We start from the raw sequence: 22,448 nt of genomic DNA on the forward strand, positions 1-22,448 counted from the left end.
TTGCGGCGCGCTTACTCTGCGGGCCGGCTGAGGATCGCTTCGGCGAGCGCGAAATCTTCGGGGTACGTCACCTTGAAGTTGCGCAGGCTCCCCTGCACGAGCCGCGGCGCGTGACCGAGCCACTCGATCGCACTCGCTTCGTCGGTGAGATCGTGGCCGTCCTGCTGCGCGCGCTCGATGGCCGTGCGCAGCATGCCGATGCGGAACATCTGCGGGGTCTGGGCCTGCCAGAGGCCGTCGCGCGATTCGGTGCACGCGATATGCGCGCCGGGCGCCGCGGGGTCCTTCGGCGCGACGCGCTTGAGCGTGTCGGCCACCGGCAGCGCCATGATGCCGCCCACGGGGTCGTCCTTGAGCGACTCGACTAGCGCGCGGATCAGCGCGGGCGTAATGCCGGGGCGCGCGGCGTCGTGCACGAGCACCCAGTCGTCGTCGGTTGCGCCGAATTCGGCGAGCGCGGCGAGGCCGTTGTAGACCGAAGCCTGGCGCGAGGCGCCGCCGCAGCGGCGCACGGCAAAGCGCAAGCCGCCAAAGCGCCGGGCATCGAAGTGGTTATCGTCGGGAGAAATCACCACGAGCGTCTGCGAGAATTCGTTGCAGGCGTCAAAAGCGGCAAGCGTATAGTGCAGGAGGTCGCGTCCGGCAACGATTCGATATTGTTTCGGCATGGCCGAGCCCGACCGGCTGCCGGTGCCGGCGCACGGAATCAGGGCAAAGAGGCGTGAAGTCACGGTGTCGCGAGCCGCATGAGTCAAAGTAAAGGACGGATTTTATAATAGGTCCCTTACCCGCACGCCGGACGCCCGCAAAACGGCCATGGAATGCCCGCGCAACCTAAGGAAAACCGCGCCGGTTTCGCTTGAAGTCCACAAACCGGCCCCCATATTCCGGCGTTGCACCGTGCCCGAACTGAACTGGCCACCATACCGACACAAGCGCCGACACAATCGTCGGCCACCCTGTTGCCCATGTCCGATATCGCCGCTTCCTCGCAGTCTCCGTCCCCCGTTGCCGTCGTCAAGCCGGGGCAGCGCTACGCGTTCGACGGCACGCACGGCTCGTCCGACGCGCTCCTGATCGCCCGCTACCGCGAGGCCGCGCGCGCCAGCGCCGCCCGTGCGCCGCTGCTCGCCGTGATCTGCGCGAGCGCCGTGGACGCGCAGCGCCTCGCCCAGGAAATTCCGTTCTTCGCGCCCGAGGCGCGTGTACGGCTTCTGCCCGACTGGGAAACGCTGCCGTACGACACGTTCTCGCCGCACCAGGACCTCGTTTCCGAGCGCCTCGCGACGCTGCACGATCTCGGCGAAGGCCGCTGCGACATTCTCATCGTGCCGGCCACCACGGCGCTCTACCGCATGCCGCCCGCCTCGTTCCTCGCGGCCTATACGTTCTCGTTCTCGCAGGGCGAGCGCCTCGACGAAGCGAAGCTCAAGTCGCAGCTCACGCTCGCGGGCTACGAGCACGTGAGCCAGGTGGTGCGCCCGGGCGAATACTGCGTGCGCGGCTCGCTCATCGACCTCTTTCCGATGGGCTCGCCGCTGCCGTACCGCATCGACCTCTTCGACGACCAGGTCGACTCGATCCGCGCGTTCGATCCGGACAGCCAGCGCAGCCTCTATCCCGTGAAGGACGTGCGCCTGCTGCCGGGCCGCGAGTTCCCGTTCGACGAAGCCGCGCGCACGGCGTTTCGCAGCCGCTGGCGCGAGGTGTTCGAGGGCGACCCGAGCCGCGCGACGATTTACAAGGACATGGGCAACGGCGTGCCGTCGGCGGGCATCGAATACTACCTGCCGCTCTTCTTCGAAGAGACGGCCACGCTTTTCCACTATCTGCCGGCAAACGCCCAGCTGGTGTTCTCGGGCGACCTCGACACGTCGATCCGCCGCTTCACGAACGACACGAAGCAGCGCCACAACTTCCTCTCGCACGACCGCGAGCGGCCGATCCTGGAGCCGCAGCGCCTGTTCCTGACCGACGAGGACTTCTTCACGTTCGCGAAGCCGTTCGCGCGCCTCGTGCTGCCCGCCACGAGCGCGGGCGGCTGGGCCACGGCGCTGCCGAGCCTCGCGATCGACCGCCACGCCGACGACCCGCTCGCATCGCTGCGCGCGTATCTCGACACGACGAAGAACCGTGTGCTGTTCGCGGTGGAATCGGCGGGCCGGCGCGAAACCATCGCGCAGCTGCTCGCCGACAACCACCTGCGCCCCGCGAGCGCGGACAGCTTCGAGGACTGGCTCACCGGCGACGAGCGTTTCGCGATGGGCGTCGCGCCCCTTTCCACGGGCTTCTCGCTGCCGGGCGAGGAGCTCGCGGTCATCACCGAGACCGAGCTTTACGGCCCGCTCGCGCGCCGCGCGGGGCGCCGCCGCCAGGAACAGGCGAGCAACGTCGATTCGATGGTGCGCGACCTCTCCGAGTTGAAAGTGGGCGATCCGGTGGTCCATGCGCAGCACGGCATCGGACGCTATCACGGCCTCGTGACGATGGACCTCGGCGAAGGCGATACCGAGTTCCTGCACCTCGAATACGCGAACGGCAGCAAGCTCTACGTGCCGGTGTCGCAGCTGCACGTGATTTCGCGCTACAGCGGCGCCGATCCCGACAGCGCGCCGCTGCATGCGCTCGGCTCGGGCCAGTGGGAAAAGGCGCGCCGCAAGGCCGCGCAGCAGATCCGCGACACGGCCGCCGAACTCCTGAATCTCTACGCGCGCCGCGCCGCGCGCGAAGGCCACGCGTTCGCGCTCGAACCGCGCGACTACGTCAAGTTCGCGGAGAGTTTCGGCTTCGAGGAAACGCCCGACCAGGCCGCCGCCATCGCCGCCGTGATCGGCGACATGACGAGCGGCAAGCCGATGGACCGCCTCGTGTGCGGCGACGTCGGCTTCGGCAAGACCGAAGTGGCATTGCGCGCGGCATTCATCGCCGTGATGGGCGGCAAACAGGTGGCGATTCTCTCGCCCACCACGCTGCTCGCCGAGCAGCACACGCAGACCTTCACGGACCGCTTCGCCGACTGGCCCGTGCGCATCGCCGAGCTATCGCGCTTCAAGTCCGCCAAGGAAGTGAGCGGCGCGATCCAGCAGATCAACGACGGCAGCGTCGATATCGTGATCGGCACGCACAAGTTGCTTTCGTCCGATGTTCAGTTCAAACGCCTCGGGCTCGTCATCATCGACGAGGAGCACCGCTTCGGGGTGCGCCAGAAAGAGGCGCTCAAGGCATTGCGCGCGGAAGTCGACGTGCTCACGCTCACCGCCACGCCGATTCCGCGTACCCTCGGTATGGCGCTCGAAGGCCTGCGCGACTTCTCCGTGATCGCGACCGCGCCGCAAAAGCGCCTCGCCATCAAGACCTTCGTGCGCCGTGAGGAAGACAGCGTGATTCGCGAGGCCATGCTGCGCGAACTCAAGCGCGGCGGCCAGGTGTACTTCCTGCACAACGAAGTCGAGACCATCGAGAACCGCCGCGCGATGCTCGAAGCGCTCGTGCCGGAAGCACGCATCGCCGTGGCGCACGGCCAGATGCACGAGCGCGAACTCGAAGCCGTGATGCGCGATTTCGTGGCGCAACGTGCGAACGTGCTGCTCTGTACGACGATCATCGAGACCGGCATCGACGTGCCGACGGCCAACACGATCCTCATCCACCGTTCCGACAAGTTCGGTCTCGCGCAACTGCACCAGTTGCGCGGCCGTGTCGGGCGCTCGCACCACCAGGCGTACGCGTATTTGCTCGTGCACGATCCGCAAGGGCTCACGAAGCAGGCGCAACGGCGGCTCGAAGCCATTCAGCAGATGGAGGAACTCGGTTCGGGCTTCTATCTGGCGATGCACGACCTCGAGATCCGCGGGACGGGCGAGGTGCTCGGCGACAAGCAGTCGGGCGAGATCCAGGAGATCGGCTTCCAGTTGTATACGGACATGCTCAACGATGCGGTGAAGGCGCTGAAAGACGGCCGCGAGCCCGATCTGAACGCGCCGCTCGCGGCAACCACCGAGATCAACCTCCACGCGCCTGCCATCCTGCCCGCCGACTATTGCGGCGACGTGCAGGAGCGTCTGTCGCTCTACAAGCGGCTCGCGAACTGCGAGCACGACGATTCGATCGACGGCATTCAGGAAGAGCTGATCGACCGCTTCGGCAAGATGCCGGCGCAGGCGCATGCGCTGATCGAAACGCACCGCCTGCGTCTGGCGGCCAAGCCGCTCGGCATCACGAAGATCGATGCGGGCGAAGCGGCCATCGGCCTGCAGTTCGTGCCGAATCCGCCCGTGGACGCCATGCGTATCATCGAGATGGTGCAGAAGCACAAGCACATCAAGCTCGCGGGACAGGACAAGCTGCGCATCGAAACGCGCAGCCCCGATCTCGCGGTGCGCGTGGCGACCGTGAAGGAGACCTTGCGCGCGCTCGGCGCGCCCAATCGCGCTGGCGCATCGCGCTGAACGCTGCCACAGCGGCGTCGCGGCACGGGCGATGCTGCGGCGCGGCATCGCAGACTAACGACCGGCAAGCGCAATAGAACGTTGCGCTTGCCGGCTTCAGGCGCTTTGGCTTGACGCATTCTTTTTGGGTAAGATGAAGAATACAAGCAAGCTGGAGTCCAACATGTCCCTCGCCGCTGAAACAGCGCAGTCGTCGTCGCCTTCCGCCGCCCTTCCCGCTTCGCTCCCCTGGGTCACCCGTCTGGTTTCGATGGATACGGTCAGCCGCCATCCGAATCTCGGCCTGATCGAGACGGTGCGCGACGATCTGCGCGCGCGCGGTATCGAGTCGACGCTCACTTACGGCCGCGACGGCAAATGGGCCAACCTGTTCGCCACGATCCCCGCGCACGACGGCGAGACGAACGGCGGCATCGTGCTCTCGGGCCACACCGACGTGGTGCCCGTGGACGGCCAGAAATGGGACAGCGACCCATTCAAGCCCGAGATTCGCGACGGCCTGCTCTATGGCCGCGGCACTTGTGACATGAAGGGTTTCATCGGCGCGGCGCTCACCCTCCTGCCCGAGATCCAGCAGACGAAACTGGCGAAGCCTCTGCATCTCGCGCTCTCGTTCGACGAGGAAGTGGGCTGCGTCGGCGCGCCGCTCATGATCGAAGAACTCGTGAAGCGCGGCGTGAAACCCGAAGGCTGCATCGTGGGCGAGCCCACCAGCATGCGCCCCATCGTCGCGCACAAGGGCATCAACGCGTACCAGTGCTGCGTGCGCGGCCAGGCCGCCCATTCGTCGCTCACGCCGCGCGGCCTGAACGCGATCGAGTACGCGGCGCGCCTCATCTGCTACATCCGTGACATGGCCGACGAGTTCCGCGCGAACGGTCCGTTCGACGAGCTTTACGACGTGCCGTTCACGACCGCGCAGACGAGCACGATCGAAGGCGGCAACGCCATCAACACGGTGCCGGCCGAATGCCGCTTCGCGTTCGAGTTCCGCAATCTGCCGACGCTCGACCCCGACACGATCTTCGCGCGCATCGAGCAGTACGCGCGCGAAACGCTCGTGCCGAAGATGCAGCGCGAGCACGCGGTGGGCGCGATCGAGTTCACGAAGATCGCCGCGGCACCGGGCCTCGACGCCACCGAGCAGGCCGCGATCACGCAGCTCGTGCGCGCGCTCACGGCCGACCAGGCGCGCCGCAAGGTGGCCTATGGCACCGAGGCGGGCCTGTTCGCACGCGCGGGCATTCCGAGCGTGGTGTGCGGCCCCGGCGACATCCAGCAGGCGCACAAGCCGAACGAATACGTCTCGCTCGAACAGCTCGCGGCCTGCGAAGGTTTCCTGCGCAAGCTCGTGCACGGCATGTCCGTCGAAGCCCTGGCACGGTAACCACGGCGGACGCGCACCATCATGTCCACCGCCGCGCCGCTGCCCACCAGCCACACGATCGACGGTGAGGCGATCCCCACGCTCGACGAGATCGCCTCGCAGCATTTCGCGCTCGCGCCGTGGGTGCTGCGCACGCCGGTGTTCGACCGCCACGATCTGTCCACGCTCGAAGCGACGCTCGTGAACTTCAAGTTCGAGCTGCTGCAGTCGAGCGGCAGCTTCAAGGTGCGCGCCGCGTTCACGCATCTGCTCGCACTCGACGCCGCGCAGCGCAGCGCCGGCGTCACCTGCGTGTCGGGCGGCAATCACGCCATTGCCGTCGCGTATGCGGCGATGCGCCTCGGCATCAGCGCGAAGGTCGTGCTCTTTCGCACCGCGAGCGCGGCACGCGTCGCGCAGTGCAAGCGCTTTGGCGCGGAAATCGTCGTGGCGGGCAACAGCAGCGAGGCGTTCGAGATCGTGCGCCGTATCGAGACCGACGAGGGACGCTATTTCGTGCATCCCTTCAACGGCTATCGCACGGTGCTCGGCACGGCCACGCTCGGCTACGAATGGGCCACCCAGGCGCCCGATCTCGACGCGGTCGTCGTGCCCATCGGCGGCGGCGGGCTCGCTGCGGGCGTCGCCACCGCGCTGCGGCTGGCGAATCCGCGCGTGCGCGTGTATGGCGTCGAGCCCGAGGGCTCGGACGTGATGGCGCGCAGCTTCGCCGCGAACCACACGGTGCGCCTGACCCACATGCACTCGATCGCCGACTCGCTCATGTCGCCGCATGCCGAGCAATACAGCTACACGCTGTGCCGGCGTCATCTCGAGCGCGTGGTCACGGTCTCCGACGACGCCTTGCGCAGCGCGATGCGCGTGCTCTTCGAGCAGCTCAAGCTCGCCGTGGAGCCCGCTTGCGCCACCGCCACGGCGGGCTTGCTCGGGCCGCTGCGCGACACGCTGCAAGGCAAACGCGTCGGCGTGCTGCTGTGTGGCACCAACACCGACCCGGCGACCTTCCACCAGCAGATCTCGCTCGCGCGCTAACGGCACGTACGCGCGATGGGCACGCCGCGTGCGTTCGCCGGGACTTCGTCGCCGGTCCCCGGCAAAAGGTCAGGGAATGTCAAATTGCTACCGCGATACGGATGCGTTCGCTATGATTGCGCCAATACGCCGTATTGACCCCAGCCCCGTGCTGCGCCATTCAGGGAGAACCCGCTCATGAGCATCGTCCAGGAGTTCAAGGAATTCGCCGTCAAAGGCAACGTGATGGATCTCGCCGTCGGTGTGATCATCGGCGGCGCGTTTTCGAGCATTGTCAACTCGATCGTGAAAGACCTCATCATGCCGGTCATCGGCGTGATCACGGGCGGCCTCGACTTCTCGAACATGTTCGTGCGGCTCGGCCACATTCCGGCCAGCTACAAAGGCAACCCCGAGTCGTACAAGGACCTGCAGACCGCGGGCGTGGCCGTATTCGGCTATGGCTCGTTCATCACCGCGGTGATCAACTTCGTCATTCTCGCGTTCATCATCTTTTTGATGGTGAAGTTCATCAACAAGCTGCGCCAGCCGCAAGCCGCCGCGCCCGCCGAGCCGCCGCCCACGCCCGAAGACGTGCTGCTGCTGCGCGAGATCCGCGATTCGCTGCAGAACAATCCGCGCTAAGCCCGCACGAGCGCCCGGACAAAAGCCCGCGCCGCCGCAAGGCCGCGCGGGCTTTTTTGTGCCCGGATCCAGACGGCGTCAGGAACGAGGCGCGGCGGAATCGGGCTCGGCCGCCGTGCTGCGCGCGGCTGCGGCCTCTTCGATCAGCCGTTCGAGCTGCTCGAAGTTGACGGGCTTCGTGAGATGCGCAGTAAAACCCGCTTCGACGCTGCGGCGCACGTCGTCGTCGGTGCCGAAGCCGGTGAGCGCGATGGCGGGCGCCGTTGATTGCGCACGAAACGCCCGGATGAAGTCGATGCCCGAGCCATCCGGCAGGCCGATGTCGCTCACCACGAGGTCGAAGGCCATGCTGGCCGTGAGCGCGAGCGCGCCGGCCACGCTGCCCGCCACCGCCACCTCGTGGCCGCCCGTGCGCATCAGCTGCGACATGACCTCGGCCGTGTCCTCGTGATCCTCGATCAGCAGGATGTTCAGTGCGCCCACCCGGTGCGGCCCGCGCAACTCGGCGGCCGCCGCCGCCCCCTCGCCGCGCGCCGCGGTCGGCAGCATGATGGTGAAGGTCGCGCCACAATGCGCGCCGGGGCTCCTTGCGCTCACGTTGCCGCCATGCGCCTCGGTCAGCGCCCGTGTCACGGCGAGGCCTAGACCGAGGCCGCCGAACTGGCGCGTGAGATTGTGGCTGCCCTGCTCGAAGGCATGAAAGAGCTTGCCGATCTGCTCGGGCGCGATGCCGATGCCCGTATCCTCGACCTCGATCTCCACCTGCATGCGCTCGTCGCGCGTGCGCACGTAGATGTGGCCGCCGTCAGGCGTGAACTTCGCGGCGTTGCGCACGAGATTCCAGAGCATCTGCTGCAGGCGCGCACGGTCGCCGCGCACGTAGTGCTGCTGCGCGCGCAGATCGACGTGGACGTCCTGCTGCTTGATCTGGATTTCGCTGTGGAAGAGCTCGAGCACGGCCTCGATCACCTCGTGCACGTCGACCGTCTCGAGCGCAAGGCTCAGCTTGCCGTTGGCCACGCGCGTGAGATCGAGCAGATCGTCGATCAGACGCGCCTCGAGTTCGATATTGCGGCGGATCATCAGCACACCCGCGCGTGCCGCCTCGGGCAGGCCCGGGATCTGCTCCAGCAGACGCGTGCCCGCGAGCACCGGCGTGAGCGGCGTGCGCAGCTCGTGCGAAAGCATGGCGAGGAAGCGGTCTTTCGCGCGGTTGGCTTCTTCGGCGGTCTGCCGCGCGGCCTGCTCCGAGGCGAGCAGGCGCTCGCGCTCCTGGGTCGCTTCGCGCTGCGCGTCGATGTCGGTGCAACTGCCGAACCATTTGTTCACGCCGCCGCGCGGGTCGCGCATCGGAACGATTCGGACATCGAACCATCGATAAATGCCATCGTGGCGGCGAATCCGCAACTCGTGGCGGTAATCGGCTGCGCCGCTGCTCACGGCCTTCAGCCACGTGTGGCGAATTTCCTCGCGATCGTCGGCATGCACGGCGTCGAGCCATGCGAGACCGTGCGACTGGCCCGCGTCGAGGCCCGTGTAGTCGAGCCACTGCTTCGAGACGAAGTCGCAATTGCCGTCGGCGCCGCAGGTGAGCACGAGGTGCGGCAAGGCTTCGGAGAGCGTGCGGTAATGCTCTTCGCGGTCGCGCAGGAGCAGCGCTTCGTCGGAGGCGCGCTGCAGCGCGACCTGCGAGAGTACACGCGCGACGGCTTCGGGCAGATAGTCGAGATAGTCGCCCGATTTCGGCACCACGTCCGAGACGCCCGCGCGCAACGCGGCGATCACACGGGATTCGTCGGTGAAGCCGGTCACGAGGATGGCCGGCACGCGCACGTCGTCGGCACGCAGGCGGCGAAAGAAGTCGAGGCCCGTTTCCGCACCGTCGAGCTGATAGTCGAGCACGAGCACGTCGGGCGTCTGCACGGCGAGCAGCGCGCGCGCCTCCCCGACACCCGTGCAGGTGTCCACGCGCGCCCCGGCGCGCAGCAGCGATTTGCGGGCGAGGCGCAGGATGCCTTCGTCGTCGTCGACGACGAGCACGCGTGCGCCGTCCAGCATCGTGGTTTCCTCAGTCATGCGCGAAGCGTCCCTTCGGGTACGGGTCCGGCTTGCCGCCGTTCTTCCATTCGATTGCCAATGCGTGATGAATCCATGCGTGATGCATGCGTAATGCGTTATTGGGTGCCGGCCGGCCGCGCCTGAACGAAGCGATGTCCCGGCGGCAGCTTGACGACCTGGAGAAAGAAGCCGAGCCGGCGAACGGCCTCGATGAACGCGTCATATTCGACCGGTTTCGTGATGTACACGTTGCAGCCGAGTTCATAGCAGCGTTCGATCTCGCGCGGGTCGTCGGTGGTCGTGAGCACGATCACCGGCACCGACGCCGTGGCGGGCTCCGCTTTCAGGCGCCGCAGCACCTCGAAGCCGTCCACGCGCGGCATGCGCAGGTCGAGCAGCACGACAAAATTGCCGAGCGCGTCGCGTGACGGCCAGTTCGCGTGCGCAGCCGGGTGATCGCCCGGCGTGCCGAAAAAGTAATCGAGCGCTTCCTGGCCGTCGCGAAAGCGCAGAAAGCCGTTCGAGATCCCCGAACGCCGCAGGTTACGCTCGACCAGCGTGGCATGCCCGTCGTCGTCTTCGATCAGCACGATGCTGACCTGTTCCCCGTTCGTCATCTCGACTCTCCTACGTGCTGCATGAACTTTTTTAAGGCTTGTTGAAAGCTTGCGGCGCAGCGCACGCCAGATTACCCGCTATGTGGTACGCAACGGCTGGTCGGGCAGCACGACGAAGAACGTCGAACCCGCGCCCTCGGTCGATTCGACCCAGACGCGCCCGCCATGGCGCTCCGCAATGCGCCTGGCGAGCGCGAGGCCGGTGCCCTGCCCCGGCGATTCGCCGCCGTGCAGCCGCTGAAACGCGCGGAACAGCTTGGGCAGATACGCCTGCGCGATACCAACGCCATTGTCGCGCACAAAATAAGTCCGCGTACGTTCGCCAGGCTCTCCGGCCGCTGATTTTCCTCGGTCTTTTCCCGCGCCATTACCGGCTTCGCCGGCGGATTCGCCGCCGGCCTCCAGCGCGCCGATCTCGACCCGGCCCGGTCGCGCGGGATCGAGATGGTGCAGCGCGTTCTCGATGAGGTTCCCGAAGATCTGCTCGAGCGCCGCCGGATCGCCCCACGCGGGCGGCAACTCGCCCACTTCGATGCGCGCGGCCTTCGCGCGTTCCTCGGCGAGGCCGCCGAGCACGCGCTCGACGACCCGCGCGACGTTGACGCGCTGCCAGCGGTATTCGAGCCGCCCGGCGCGCGAGATGCGCAGCAGCGCGTCGATGATGGCCGCCGCGCGCGCCACCGCCTGACGCAGAAATTTCAGCGATTCGTCGACATCGCCGTCGAGCACTTCGGCCATCGCGCGATATTCGTGTTCGGGCAGCCCCGCCGCTTCGACCTGCGCGCGCAAGTCGTCGCACGATACTTGCAGCTCCTTCGAAAAACCCTGCAGGTTCACGAGCGGCGAGCGCAAATCGTGCGACACGCTGTAGATGAACATCTCGTTGTCCTGACTCTCCTGGCGCAAATGCTCGTTGGCGCTCGCCAGATCCGCGGCGCGCGCCTGCAGCTGCGCCTTCAGCGCGGCCTGTTCGCGATCGGCCACGCGCAGCCGCGCGCTGGTCTGATGCAGCACCGCATCGAGCGCGGCGATTTCATCGTCGCCTGAGAGCGGCGGCGCGAGCGGCGCCCCATCGCCCAGACGCTCGGCGTTCGCGCCGAGCGCGGCGAGACGCACGCCCACGTTGCGCGCAAACGCCATGGCCGTGAACGCCCAGATCAGCATCGAGCCCACCACGGCGAAAATCAGCGCGTCCTGCTGGCGCTCGCGCGTCTCGCGCAGCATCGCCGCGCGGGCCTCGTCGAGCCGCGTCTCCTCGGCGATGAACTCGCCCAGCACCTCGCGCACCGTTTCGATCTCGGGCGGCATGCCGTTGCCCGCCACGCGCGCGAACGGCGCGCTACGGCCCGTGCGCAACGCATCGGCAATATCACCCGCTTCCTTGCGCCATGCATAGGCGGCGTCGCGCATGCGCTCGACGCGCGCGAGCTGGCGCGGATTGTCGGCGACCATGCGCGCGAGCAGCGTGATGCGGTCGGAGAACTCGGTCCAGACGGCGTGGCGATCGATGAAGGAAGGGTCTTCGAGCACGATGCCAGTGCGCACGCGTGCGGCTTCGCGCAGCAACGGGTCGACGAGACTGTTGGCTTGCCAAAGGATTTGCTGCGTGTTCTCGGCGCGTTTGGCCGCGAGCGCGGCCTTTCCCTGCGTGTCGAACACGACGCCGAGCAGCGCCAGTTCGATGACGCTCGGAATCGCGATCAGCAAGAGCCCCTTGGCGAAGAGTTTCATGTCGGTCTGGTTCGGTGGCGGTCTGGGCGGCGCGCCGTGCTTTTCGCCATGCTTTTTGCAATGCGTTTTGCAAGCTCTCGCGCCGCGTTCGACCTCGCCATGCCGGTTGGCTCAGGGCGCCGGAGGCAACCGCGGGCACCAGAACCGCAACATTATCTGCGCGATTTTTCAGGATGACAATGTATGTGACACAACACACTTCACGTCGTGGAAAACCCGCTTTTTTGCGGCAATTCGCCACACCGAGTGCACACACAGGTCTATTATTGAGACGGAGACAAGCGAGAGAGCGCCGGGATATCTACATGAGCGCGACGTGCGATCCGGCATGGCGTTTGCGAACGCGATGAGGGTTTTGAAACAGGGGCAGCAAGCCGCGCCGCGCAGGCCGGATCGCTTCAGGCGGTCCGCGCGCCGTTAAAGCGGACCGTCCCCATCTCTATCCTCATGAACACTGCAAATCCGTGTGCTATAAAGGATCGACGTGCGGCGCACCAGTCCGGGAGTGGTCGCATGGGAACGCTGCGTGTACTGCAATCCACCTTTTTCAGGCGAATTTTTATGTCCTTCCCGAAAAAGCGCAAACGCGTCAAGGCAGACGGCGATGAGTCATTTCTCGCCGTGCTGAGCCATTTCAAACCGTTCGGCCAACTGGATACCAAGATCGCGCGTGCGCGCGCGCAGGACGAGCCCGTGCTCTATGCGCATATCCTGCCGGGGCTCGACGTGCTCTTGTGCAGCGTGCGCGGTGCGCAGCCGCCCTATCCGGGCACGAGCGAATTGCGCAAGCGCTGCATCGAATCGATCGCTCACGCGCTCGAGCAGCCGATCGAAGGCCTCGAGAATGGCGGTTACTGGTACGAGGCGGACGGCTTCGGCTTCCTCGTGTTCGCGAGCCGCGCGCGCGGCCGGGTCCTGCCCGAGTTCGGCGCGGCGCGTCCGACCATGACCACCCGGCGCGTGACGCGCCGCCAGGACGCCGCCGGCGACACGGCACCGCGTTCGTTGCGCTAGGTCGCGCTTCCAGCGAAGTTCACTGCACACTGCGCCGGGTCGATTGGCCCGGCGCAGTGTTTTTCGCGTCCGCTTCCCGAATCAGCTTCCCTTGTAGAGCGGCTCCTGCCCTTGGGTCGGCTTGCCCGCCGAGGCCGGCGACGGCGCGTTGCGCGTGGCGGGGCCCGCTTTCGCGCCCTTGTCACCTTTATCGCCCTTGCCGGCCTTGTCAGTCGCCGCAGCCGCGCTCGCCCCCGTGCCTGCGCTGCCGAGGTCGGGCTTCGGCAGCGCGCGCATTTTCTGGCCCGGCGGCGGCGCCACGGGATGCTGGTGCATCTGAGCGAACAGCGTGTCGCACGGCAGTGGCTTGTTGTTGCTCGGCGCGATGAGCGGAATCAGCGCGGCGAACGGGTTGATCAGACCGAGCCCGATCATCGCGCCGCCGCGCAGCGCGAGCGCCGTCGCATCCACGCCCACGTGCGGGTTCTTGAAGGTGCCCTTCACGTAGAGCGGCGAGCGCAGCGTGAAAACGCGGAAGCCCTTGGTGTGCGGGTGGATCTTCATGTTCATCGACTCGTCGCGCAGATCGATCGGGCCGTCGATATTGATCACGGCGTCGTCGGTGTCGAGCGCGAACACGCGTGGATCGAGCACGCCGTTGGTCGCGACGAAGTCGGCCGCCGCGCAATTGATATTCACGTCGCGCGAGCCGAACAGCTTTTCGTAGACCACGTTGGCCACGTTCAGGCCGGCCGCCTCCATGAGCAGCATGCTGATCGTGCCCTGTGTGACGAGCAGCTTCACCTCGCCGTTCGAGGTCGCCGCGAGCGCCGCCGGCGAGTTGCCGGTCGCGGTGAGCGAAGCGTCGCCGTTGATCTCGCCGAGCGCCGACTGCATCGTCTTGAAGTTCGGGAAGAGCTGCTTGAGCTTCAAATGGCGCGCCTCGAGCGTGCCGCGCGCCTTGAGCGGCGCGCCGCTGCCGTCCAGGTTCAGCCGCGTGCCGAGCGTGCCGCCCGCCACGCCGAACTGCAGCGGGTCGAGCACGAGCACGCCGTTCGTCATCACGACGTGCGTGTAGAGGTCCTGCACCGGCAGGCTGCCCTGCTTGATGATGCGCCGGCCCGTGAACTTGACGTCGGCGTCGATGGCGTTCCAGCGGTCGGTGCGGAACTGTTCGACCGGAATCACGCGATCGGCTGGCTGGGTCACCGTGTCGCCGCGCTTTTGCTTGCTGGCCCGGCTGTCGGCGCCGATGATCGGCGCGAGGTCCGAGAACTGCAGCAGGTTCGAGACCAGCTCGCCGGTCAAAAGCGGCCGTGGCGTGCGTTGCTCGTAGACCACCGTGCCGTTCAGATCGCTGCCGCCGACCCGACCCGTGAAGTTCTCATAGCGGAACACGCTCGCGCCGCGCCTGAAATTGCCGACGAAGTGGCCTTCGGTGGCATACGGCGGCGTTTCGGGCAACGTCACGCCGGTGAGGTTGTAAAGGTGCGCCAGGCTTTGCCCCTGCAGCCACAGGCGCAGATCGACGGCGGCCAGATGCATCGGGTCGGTGACCGTGCCGACCAGCGCGATATGCATGTCGCCCACGCGCACGTCGGCCTGGATCGGGAACGGACGCTTCGCGTCCTGCAGGGCGAGCACGCCGCCAAGCTTGCCGTCGCCCGAAAGCGCCGTCTTGCCATAGGTGCCCTTGATCGTCCAGCCGATCGCGTAAAACGGCTGTTTCACGGGCGGCTGCGCGGGCGCCGCGCCCGAGCCGACGACGGCGCCGCTGGCGCTGCCCGCTGCGCTCGCGGCGAGCGCCGGCGAGCCGGCTGCTGGCGCACTTGTTGCCCCCGACGCGCCCGTGGTTGCGCCGGCAACACTCGCGGCCGCCGGCACGCCCGAAGCCGCCGCGCCGCTCGCCTCGCTGGCCGCGCTGGCGGCCGCCGCCTCCGAAGCCTGCTCCTTGTTGACCTGCTGCGTCAGCCGGTTCGCCCCCGCCCGCCCGATGACCTGCGCGGAGCCCTGGCGCGACGCCGCTTCCTGTTCCTCCATCACCTTGCCGATCGGGATGCCGCGCCCGAGCAGGCTCACCACGATCTTCACGTCGGTTTTCGTCTGCTGGTCGCTCACGGCGATATTGCCGCTCGAGAACGTAATGTCGTGCAGATTGAGCCGCCACGTCGACGGCCCGCTCGAGGCGGCCAGCTTGAAGGTCCAGTTGTTGCGCCCGTCGACGAGGCGCTCGACGTCGATCGACGGATTCACGAGATTGATCGCCGGAATCACGATGTCGTGCGCCAGCAGCGGCAGCACGGCCACCTCGAAGTCGATTTCGTCGAGCGTGGCGAACTGCGGGGACTTCGTCCAGTCGGGATTGGCAATCTGGATCTGCGTGGCGGAAAAACGCGGCCAGGGCACCCAGGCGCGCCAGCCCGTTTCGCCGGGCGGCCGTTGCCAGCCCACCTTGAGGTCGCCTTCGATCGCGAACGGCCGCCCGATGGCCTCGGTGACCTTCTCGTTCACGTAGGGTTTGGCGTGGTTCCAGTCGAACGTCAGGATGAAGACGACGAGCACGGCAATCAACACGACGACAACCGCGACGAGCCATGCGATGATCCTGGCGAGCGTGCGGCCAAGGCGGAAAGGCTTGGGCTGCGGTGACGTCATGCGTACTCCACGTTATGCGTTGTTGTATGGCCTGCTATGTTGCAATACCGCAAGAGCAGTCAGCGTGCCCGGTTCCATCGGCATGACTGCCTCGCACGACCTGTATGCCGGCCCTGTTTGCAATCTTTCGATGCTCAAGCACAACCCACTTCCCCCACCCCACGCCGATGGCGCGCCGCTCGTCGAGGCGCACCAGGTCGCCCGGCGCGACGCGCAACGCGGCCAGTGGCTGCTGCATCCCACCGATTTCGCCCTGCAGGCGGGCGAGCGCGCCGTGCTGACGGGACCGTCCGGCTCGGGCAAGAGCGTGTTCCTGCGCGCGCTCGCGCTGCTCGACCCGCTCGACGGCGGCGACGTGCGCTGGCATGGCGAACCGGTCACGCGCGGGCGCATTGTCCACTATCGGCGGCATATTGCGTACCTGCGGCAACGGCCCGCCCTGCTGGACGGCAGCGTCGAGGACAATCTGCGCTACCCCTATACGCTAGCGGTCTACCGCGACATGCGATTCGACCCGGCGCGCGCCGGCGCGCTCTTTGCCGCCATCGGCCGTTCCAGCGACTTCCTCGCGCGTGACACTTCCGAGCTGTCGGGCGGCGAAGCGCAGATCGTGGCGCTCGTGCGCGTGCTCCAGCTCGACCCCGAAGCGCTTCTGCTCGACGAGCCGACCGCGTCTCTCGACCCCGAATCGGCGCGCGCCGTCGAAGCGCTCGTCGCGGGCTGGTTCGACGAGGCGCGTACGGCGCGCGCTACGGTCTGGGTCTCGCACGATCCCGCCCAGGCACAGCGCGTAGGCGCGCGGCATCTGACGATGCGCGCGGGGGTGCTCGAAGAACCCGCCACGCGCTCGGCATTCGCGCAGGGAGCCGCACAATGAGCCCGGGCGTGCTGCAGAACCTCGGCATCGGCGACGTCGCCATTGCGGCGCTGCTCGTGTTCGTCAACGGCGCGGTCTCCGTGCTGCTCAAGCTTGACCTCGAACGCAAGCTGGCGTGGGCCGCCGTGCGCACCGTCGTGCAGCTGCTCGCGATCGGCTACGTGCTCGGCTGGGTGTTCGCGTTCAACCGCTGGTACGTCGTGCTGCCGCTCATGGTACTCATGACGCTGATCGCGGGCTTTGCGGGGGCGCAGCGCGGCGCACGCACCTATGGCGGTCAGCGCGCGGACAGCATCGTGTCGATCTGGGTGAGCGCGTGGCTCGTCGCGGCAGTCGGGCTCTTCGTGGTGATCCGCATCCGGCCGTGGTACGAACCGCAATATGCGATTCCGATCCTCGGCATGATCCTCGGCAACACGCTGACGGGGGTGTCGCTCGGCGTGGAGCGCATGATGCAGGAGCTGACCGCGCGGCGCGACCGTGTGGAGAGCGCGCTCGCGCTGGGCGCTACGCGCTGGGAAGCCGCACAGGCGAGCGCCCGCGAGGCCGTGCGCGCCGGCATGATTCCGACGCTCAACCAGATGGCCGTGGTCGGCGTGGTGAGCCTGCCCGGCATGATGACGGGCCAGGTGCTCGCGGGGCAATCGCCGCTACAGGCCGTGCGCTATCAAATCGTGATCATGTTCCTGATCGCGGCTTCGTCGGCGCTCGGCACGGTGGGCGCGGTGCTGCTCGCGTACCGGCGCCTCTTCTCGCCGCAGCATCGCTTTCTGGTTGCGCGGCTCATCGAGCGCAAGGCACGCGCTTAACGCCTGGGCGCCGTGCGCGGCCGGCGTGCGTTGTGTGCCGCGCCATCCCGCACTCAAGGCGCGCCCTAGCGCTGCGCCGAGATCGTGATCTGCGTGCCGTCGCTGAGCTTGAGCGTCTTCGCGGTGCCATTGGTCGGCATCGTAAGGTGCGCGACCTCGCTATGCGCGACCACGGCGGGGCACGTGATCGACGCGCCGTTGCTCGACACCGACTGCGTGCCGTGCGGCGCCTGGGCGCGAAAGCTCACCTGCACGGTGGCCGTGCCGTTGCTCGCGACGATAGGCGCGAGACGCAGCTGGGTCTGCCGGACCATCGCGCCGTTCGCGTCGAGCGGCAGCGAGGCATAGTCCGGGCAGCCTTGCGGCGTCGCGACCGCACCGCCGGGCGGCGTGGTGCGCCAGGTAAAGTCGTCGGTATCGCCCGAGCGCAGTGTGCGGGTCTCCTGGGCGTCGCCGAACGCCTTCGATGCGACCCGCACGGTATAGCGGATCGGCCCGTCGGTTGCGGCCTTCGAGGTGACCGTGATCGGTGTAGCCGCGAATGCCGGCAACGCGAGGGCGCAGGAAGCGGCGAGGACAAACTGGACGAGCGCCGCGGGACGGCGGCGAGTATGGCGGGAGCTGCGGCAAGGCATGCGTCACCTCCTGGCGGGAACGGCCGCGCCCGCAAGCGAAAAGCGGCGTACGCAACGAACGCGGCGAGCCGCGCAACGCCAGGTACGACGCTCCGCTCCCGTGCGGCGGATGGTCTGTTAGCAGTCTAGCGCGCTGCGCGCTGCCTTGCGCCGAGCACATGCATCGAACGGACCAGGTTTTATCCTGCTTGCCATCGCCAGCAATTTGCTAGCCGTGCGACAGCGCACGGTTGGCGCCGGGCGTCGTCTGCAGCGCCGACGCGTCGTGCATGGACGGCACGCGCAAACCCTCACCTCGCGACGCTACTTGCCGGCGGTTTCGAGACCCAGCGTCAGCTCCGCCGTCAACGTCTGGCGCACGCGCCCATAGGCCGCCCAGGGATCGGCTTGCTCGATCTGCGCGAGACGCGCGTCGATCGTCGCAAGCGTCCATTGCGCGCCGCCCGTCGTCGCCTCCAGTTCGTCCCAGCCGATCGGCACGGACACGCCCATGCCCGGCCGCGCCCGCACGCCATACGCGAGCGCCGTGCTCGCGCCGCGCGCATTGCGCAGATAGTCGACGAAGATCTTCTTCCTGCGATGTTCGGGGCCCATGGTGGCCGTGATCTGCGTGGGCCAGACCGAGGCCAGATGCTGCGCAACCGCACGAGCGAACGCCTTCGCGTCGTCCCAGCCCGCCTCCGGCGTGAACGGCACGACGATATGCAGCCCCTTGCCGCCGCTCGTCTTGCAGAACGATTCGAGCCTCAGTTGCGCAAGCAAGGCGCGCGTGGACTGCGCCGCCTCGATCATGCGGTCCCAGCCCAGCGACGGATCGGGGTCGAGGTCGAACACGACCCGATCGGGCCGCTCGATGTCGTGGACGCAGGCGTTCCAGGTGTGCAGCTCGATGACGTCCATCTGCACGGCGCTCACCAGCGCTCGCGCCGTATCGATCGTGAGCAGCGGCGGATGGCCCGGGTCGAGCCCTTCGTGTTCGCTGAGTTCGGGCAGCGGCGCGCGAGCGCGATGGCGCTGGAAGAACATCTCGCCGCTCAAGCCGCGCGGCGCGCGCACGAGCGATACGGGGCGATCGCGCAGATGCGGCAGGATCCAGCGCGCGGCGCGCTCGTAGTAGCGCACGAGTTCGAGCTTGTGCGTGCCGCTGTCCGCATCGATGACGCGCCGTGCGCTCGTGATGCGTATGCCGTCGATTTCGCAGTCGGCGGAGTCGTCGCGCCGACGCCGTGCGCTACGAGGCAAGCGGTGCACGGACGCGCCAGGCGTGGCCGGTGCGGCGGCGTCCGATGTCGGGGCCCGCTCGCCGCGCGGCGTTCGGGCAGATATCGTGGTTGGGGCCTTGCGGGCGTCCTGCATACCGGTTCCCCTGGCGCCTTGGCGCACATGACGCGTCGCGCGACGCGAGTCGCGACACGTTCGGTTGACGGCACGCGGCGGCCGCCCCCGTCGGATCGCCGCACGTGCTTTCATTGTGCCTCGAATGCGCGCTTTCGTCGCTGCAAGGTGTTCGCAAACGCCCGCCAAAAACAGGGAAGCATCCGCCAGGCGGGCAAGCGCACCGGATGGCACATGCGACCGCAGCGGTCGGCGGGACGTTACAATAACGGGCTTTGCCGCGCACTGCAGGGAGCATTGCGGGGTCTTGCACGCACACGCGCGACTGCGCCCTTTTTCATCCGATCGATCCGACGACGCCGTGCGTCGGCTTTGCCCGTCCTGCCATGAACCTCGTCATCCAGAGTCCCGCCCCGCTCGACACCGTCCATCACAAGCCGCTCCTCGGCCTCGCCCGCGGCAGCCGCCTCGCGCCGATCGACGCCCACGCGCTGCGCATCGAGAACGCCGAGCCGGCCCAGCGCGCCGATCTCGAGGTCTACTGCGGCACGCATCAGCTCGACTATGCGTTCGTCGACGCCGGCCGCGCGCTGGCCGATTTCGGCCTGCTGGCGATGGACATGGACTCGACGCTCATCACGATCGAATGCATCGACGAAATCGCCGACTTCTGCGGTCTGAAAGCCGAGGTCGCGGCGATCACCGAGGCCTCGATGCGCGGCGAAATCAAGGACTTCAACGAGAGCCTCACGCGCCGCGTGGCGCTGCTCGAGGGGCTCGACGCGAGCGCCCTGGAGCGAGTCTACGAGGAACGCCTGCAGCTTTCGCCGGGCGCCGAGCAGATGCTCGCGGGCGCGAAGGCCGCGGGGTTGAAGACGCTGCTCGTTTCCGGCGGCTTCACCTTCTTCACCGAGCGCCTGAAAACGCGGCTCGGGCTCGACTACACGCGCGCGAACACGCTCGAGATCGTCGACGGCAAGCTCACGGGCCGCGTGACGGGCGAGATCGTCAACGCCGACGTGAAGGCGCGTACGCTCGCCGAAACCTGTGCCGAAATCGGCATCGACCCGCGCCGCGCAATCGCGATGGGCGACGGCTCGAACGACCTCAAGATGATGGGCGCGGCCGGTTTGTCGGTCGCGTTCCGCGCCAAGCCGGTGGTGCGCGAGGCCGCGAGCGTCGCGTTCAACTTCGTCGGGCTCGACGGCTTGCTGCGTCTGTTCTGATTCGGGTTTCGCGGCGGCCAGCTACGCCAACGGCCGCTCGTGTCCCTGTGGACGCGAGCGCCCGTTGTGGCTTTGCGCAGGTTATTCAGGCGTACTTGTTTTTTCCGCGAGCCTCGCCAGCGAGCGCTCGATATCGGCGCGCAGGTCGGCTTCGTCTTCGAGACCGATGTAGAAACGCACCAGCGTGCCGCGATACGGCCAGCTCGCAGCCGTGCGCATCGAACCGACGTCGTACGGCATTGCCAGGCTATGCGCCCCGCCCCAGCTCCAGCCCAGCGCGAAGAGTTCGAGCGACTCGCAGAACGTGTCGACCTGCGCCGCGCTATAGCGCTCATCGAACACCACGGAAAAGAGACCGCCCGCGCCCGTGAAGTCGCGCTTGTAGAACTCGTGGCCGGGGCAGTCTTCGAACGCCGGGTGCAGCATCGCCGCGATTTCCGGGCGCGTCTTGAGCCAGCTCGCGAGTCCGAGCGCGGTGCGATCGTGCGCCTCGAAGCGCGCCTTCATGCTCGGCAGCCCGCGCAGCACGAGCGAGCAGTCGTCGACCGATACGCCAATGCCAAGCCGCATGCGCGCGGCCTTCAGCTTGAGATAGAGATCGCGGTCGGCAGTGATGGTCGCGCCCATCAGCACGTCGCTGCCGCCCGATTGATATTTGGTGAGCGCCTGCACCGAGATGTCGATGCCGTGCTCGAACGGCTTGAAGGCGAGGCCCGCCGACCACGTGTTGTCGATCGCCGTCACGACGTTGCGTGCGCGCGCCGCCGCAGTGATCGCGCGCACGTCGGGCACTTCCATCGTCACCGAGCCGGGCGCTTCCAGCCAGACCAGCTTCGTGTTCGGCTGGATCAGATCGGCGATGCCCGCGCCGATCATCGGATCGTAATAGCGCGCCGTGAGGCCGAAATCTCGCGCGAGCCAGTCGCCATGGTCGCGGTTCGGCGAATAGACGTTATCGGGGATCAGCACATCGTCGCCCGACTTCAGCAGTCCGAAGTAGACGTTCGAGATGGCCGAGAGGCCCGAGGGTTGCAGCAGTGCGTGCTTGCCGCCTTCGATCTCGGCGATGCGCTTTTGCAGCATGGCCGAGGTGGGCGTAGCATGCAGGCCGTAGCGCCATTGCGCGTCGTTGCGCCAGTCGAGCGCGCGAACCGAAGCGAGGTCGGGAAACACCACGGTCGAAGCCCGCGTGACAGGCGCGGCAAACGACTCGAAGCCGGGCGTGAGGTCGTCTTGCGGGTGAACGATGCGCGTCTGCAATGCGCGGCTGGAGTCGGATTTGGTCATGTCGGAGCGAATTCGGATTAAGGCGCGATGACGTTGCGGCGCGCGGCTTGCGCGATGGCACGCGCAACGCCGCATACCGAAGAGTAACACCCGCAGCGGCGCTTATTGCCCGATGACGAGATTGCTCACACCATTCACGGCATGTGCGCCGTTCGACGTCGACGCGGGCGCGCTCGCTGCGCCGGTCGAGACGGCCGGCGCCGCGGCCCCCGCCGCGAGCGGCTTCAGATCGAACGGCACGGGGTGGGAATCGTCCGGGTCCATGCGGTCGCCCGAAAGCGAGCCGTCCTCGGCGAACGTGCCCACCCAGTTGCCGGTGATATGCGTGCCGTCGTTCGAGTCTTCGGCTTCGAGCGTGGCGTCCGCGCGGTCGCCGGCGATCAGGATCACCTCGCCGGTGTCCGTGAACTGGTATTCGCCATGCACGCCGGTCGGGTCGTCGTCGCCGGCCTTGGCGCCGAGGCGCATGACGATCTGACGCTGGCCGAGCGTGCCGACGTATTGCGGCAGCTCCGCGAACTCGGGGTTCGGCTTGAGCGTGGATTTGACCGGCGGCGCAGCGCCTGCGTCCTGCGCGCTCGCCGCGAGCGGCAGCGCGAGGACCATGGCCGTGGCGGCCGCGGCCACGAGCCAGCCGCGCGCCCGGATGGCGCGGCCCTGTCGGGCGGCCGCGCGCGGCGGCCGCTGTGCTTGCGTCAATACTTCCATCTGCATCCTTCCTTCACTTGCACAGC

The 22,448-nt window shown here is 67.4% G+C and carries 17 protein-coding genes; 8 read left to right on the forward strand and 9 right to left on the reverse strand.

Annotation, left to right across the window (positions count from 1 at the left end; translation table 11 throughout):
• Nucleotides 1-11: 11 nt before the first annotated feature.
• Nucleotides 12-731, reverse strand: a complete 720-nt coding sequence (ispD, locus tag AB4Y44_RS35275) for a 2-C-methyl-D-erythritol 4-phosphate cytidylyltransferase (RefSeq protein ID WP_342923899.1) — start codon at nucleotides 729-731, stop codon at nucleotides 12-14.
• Nucleotides 732-968: 237 nt separating this feature from the next.
• Between ispD and mfd the strand changes: the two genes are divergently transcribed.
• From mfd to mscL, 4 genes are all read left to right on the forward strand, one after another.
• A complete protein-coding gene (gene mfd, locus AB4Y44_RS35280; protein ID WP_368702100.1) occupies nucleotides 969-4,448 on the forward strand; it encodes a transcription-repair coupling factor in 3,480 nt (1,159 codons plus the stop codon).
• 163 nt (nucleotides 4,449-4,611) lie between these two features.
• A complete protein-coding gene (gene argE / locus AB4Y44_RS35285) occupies nucleotides 4,612-5,835 on the forward strand; it encodes an acetylornithine deacetylase (protein WP_368702101.1) in 1,224 nt (407 codons plus the stop codon).
• Between the two features lie 21 nt (nucleotides 5,836-5,856).
• Nucleotides 5,857-6,867, forward strand: a complete 1,011-nt coding sequence (locus AB4Y44_RS35290; RefSeq protein ID WP_368702102.1) for a threonine/serine dehydratase — start codon at nucleotides 5,857-5,859, stop codon at nucleotides 6,865-6,867.
• Between the two features lie 177 nt (nucleotides 6,868-7,044).
• Nucleotides 7,045-7,491 (forward strand): large conductance mechanosensitive channel protein MscL, encoded by a 447-nt coding sequence (gene mscL / locus AB4Y44_RS35295; protein ID WP_069268109.1) that lies wholly within the window; start codon nucleotides 7,045-7,047, stop codon nucleotides 7,489-7,491.
• Between the two features lie 78 nt (nucleotides 7,492-7,569).
• Here mscL and AB4Y44_RS35300 read toward each other — a convergent pair whose 3' ends face one another.
• The 3 genes from AB4Y44_RS35300 to AB4Y44_RS35310 form a co-directional block, all read right to left on the reverse strand.
• On the reverse strand, nucleotides 7,570-9,567 hold the full coding sequence (locus AB4Y44_RS35300; RefSeq protein WP_368702103.1) for a response regulator: 1,998 nt from the start codon (nucleotides 9,565-9,567) through the stop codon (nucleotides 7,570-7,572).
• A 98-nt stretch (nucleotides 9,568-9,665) separates the two neighbouring features.
• Nucleotides 9,666-10,166: a response regulator gene (locus tag AB4Y44_RS35305; RefSeq protein ID WP_368702104.1), complete on the reverse strand. Its 501-nt coding sequence runs from the start codon at nucleotides 10,164-10,166 to the stop codon at nucleotides 9,666-9,668.
• Nucleotides 10,167-10,244: 78 nt separating this feature from the next.
• The gene (locus AB4Y44_RS35310; protein ID WP_342923893.1) at nucleotides 10,245-11,897 is read right to left on the reverse strand and encodes an ATP-binding protein; all 1,653 of its coding nucleotides are present in this window, start codon (nucleotides 11,895-11,897) and stop codon (nucleotides 10,245-10,247) included.
• 513 nt (nucleotides 11,898-12,410) lie between these two features.
• Between AB4Y44_RS35310 and AB4Y44_RS35315 the strand changes: the two genes are divergently transcribed.
• A complete protein-coding gene (locus AB4Y44_RS35315; RefSeq protein WP_028206958.1) occupies nucleotides 12,411-12,911 on the forward strand; it encodes a hypothetical protein in 501 nt (166 codons plus the stop codon).
• Between the two features lie 81 nt (nucleotides 12,912-12,992).
• On the opposite strand, the gene AB4Y44_RS35320 is transcribed toward AB4Y44_RS35315, so the two are convergent.
• Nucleotides 12,993-15,545, reverse strand: a complete 2,553-nt coding sequence (locus AB4Y44_RS35320) for an AsmA family protein (protein WP_368702105.1) — start codon at nucleotides 15,543-15,545, stop codon at nucleotides 12,993-12,995.
• A gap of 130 nt (nucleotides 15,546-15,675) precedes the next feature.
• Between AB4Y44_RS35320 and AB4Y44_RS35325 the strand changes: the two genes are divergently transcribed.
• Nucleotides 15,676-16,422 (forward strand): ATP-binding cassette domain-containing protein, encoded by a 747-nt coding sequence (locus AB4Y44_RS35325; protein ID WP_342923953.1) that lies wholly within the window; start codon nucleotides 15,676-15,678, stop codon nucleotides 16,420-16,422.
• Nucleotides 16,419-17,231 carry an iron export ABC transporter permease subunit FetB gene (gene fetB / locus AB4Y44_RS35330; protein WP_324159704.1) on the forward strand — a complete coding sequence of 271 codons (813 nt, stop codon included), beginning with the start codon at nucleotides 16,419-16,421 and terminating at the stop codon, nucleotides 17,229-17,231. Before AB4Y44_RS35325 ends, fetB begins: the two co-directional genes overlap by 4 nt.
• Before the next feature lie 65 nt (nucleotides 17,232-17,296).
• Here the strand turns inward: fetB and AB4Y44_RS35335 are convergent, their stop codons facing one another.
• Together AB4Y44_RS35335 and ligD are read right to left on the reverse strand one after the other, a co-directional pair.
• A complete protein-coding gene (locus tag AB4Y44_RS35335) occupies nucleotides 17,297-17,866 on the reverse strand; it encodes a DUF6013 family protein (RefSeq protein WP_368702106.1) in 570 nt (189 codons plus the stop codon).
• 303 nt (nucleotides 17,867-18,169) lie between these two features.
• Nucleotides 18,170-19,117, reverse strand: a complete 948-nt coding sequence (gene ligD, locus AB4Y44_RS35340; protein ID WP_368702107.1) for a non-homologous end-joining DNA ligase — start codon at nucleotides 19,115-19,117, stop codon at nucleotides 18,170-18,172.
• A gap of 470 nt (nucleotides 19,118-19,587) precedes the next feature.
• Here ligD and serB point away from each other — a divergent pair, with 470 nt between their 5' ends.
• Nucleotides 19,588-20,427, forward strand: a complete 840-nt coding sequence (gene serB / locus AB4Y44_RS35345) for a phosphoserine phosphatase SerB (protein ID WP_342923889.1) — start codon at nucleotides 19,588-19,590, stop codon at nucleotides 20,425-20,427.
• Between the two features lie 81 nt (nucleotides 20,428-20,508).
• On the opposite strand, the gene AB4Y44_RS35350 is transcribed toward serB, so the two are convergent.
• Together AB4Y44_RS35350 and AB4Y44_RS35355 are read right to left on the reverse strand one after the other, a co-directional pair.
• Complete coding sequence (locus AB4Y44_RS35350; protein ID WP_368702108.1) at nucleotides 20,509-21,714, reverse strand: cystathionine beta-lyase; 1,206 nt, start codon at nucleotides 21,712-21,714, stop codon at nucleotides 20,509-20,511.
• Nucleotides 21,715-21,816: 102 nt separating this feature from the next.
• The gene (locus AB4Y44_RS35355) at nucleotides 21,817-22,422 is read right to left on the reverse strand and encodes a hypothetical protein (protein ID WP_368702109.1); all 606 of its coding nucleotides are present in this window, start codon (nucleotides 22,420-22,422) and stop codon (nucleotides 21,817-21,819) included.
• Nucleotides 22,423-22,448 lie beyond the last annotated feature (26 nt).

The organism is Paraburkholderia sp. BR10937 (assembly GCF_040965695.1).
Classification (GTDB): Bacteria; Pseudomonadota; Gammaproteobacteria; order Burkholderiales; family Burkholderiaceae; genus Paraburkholderia.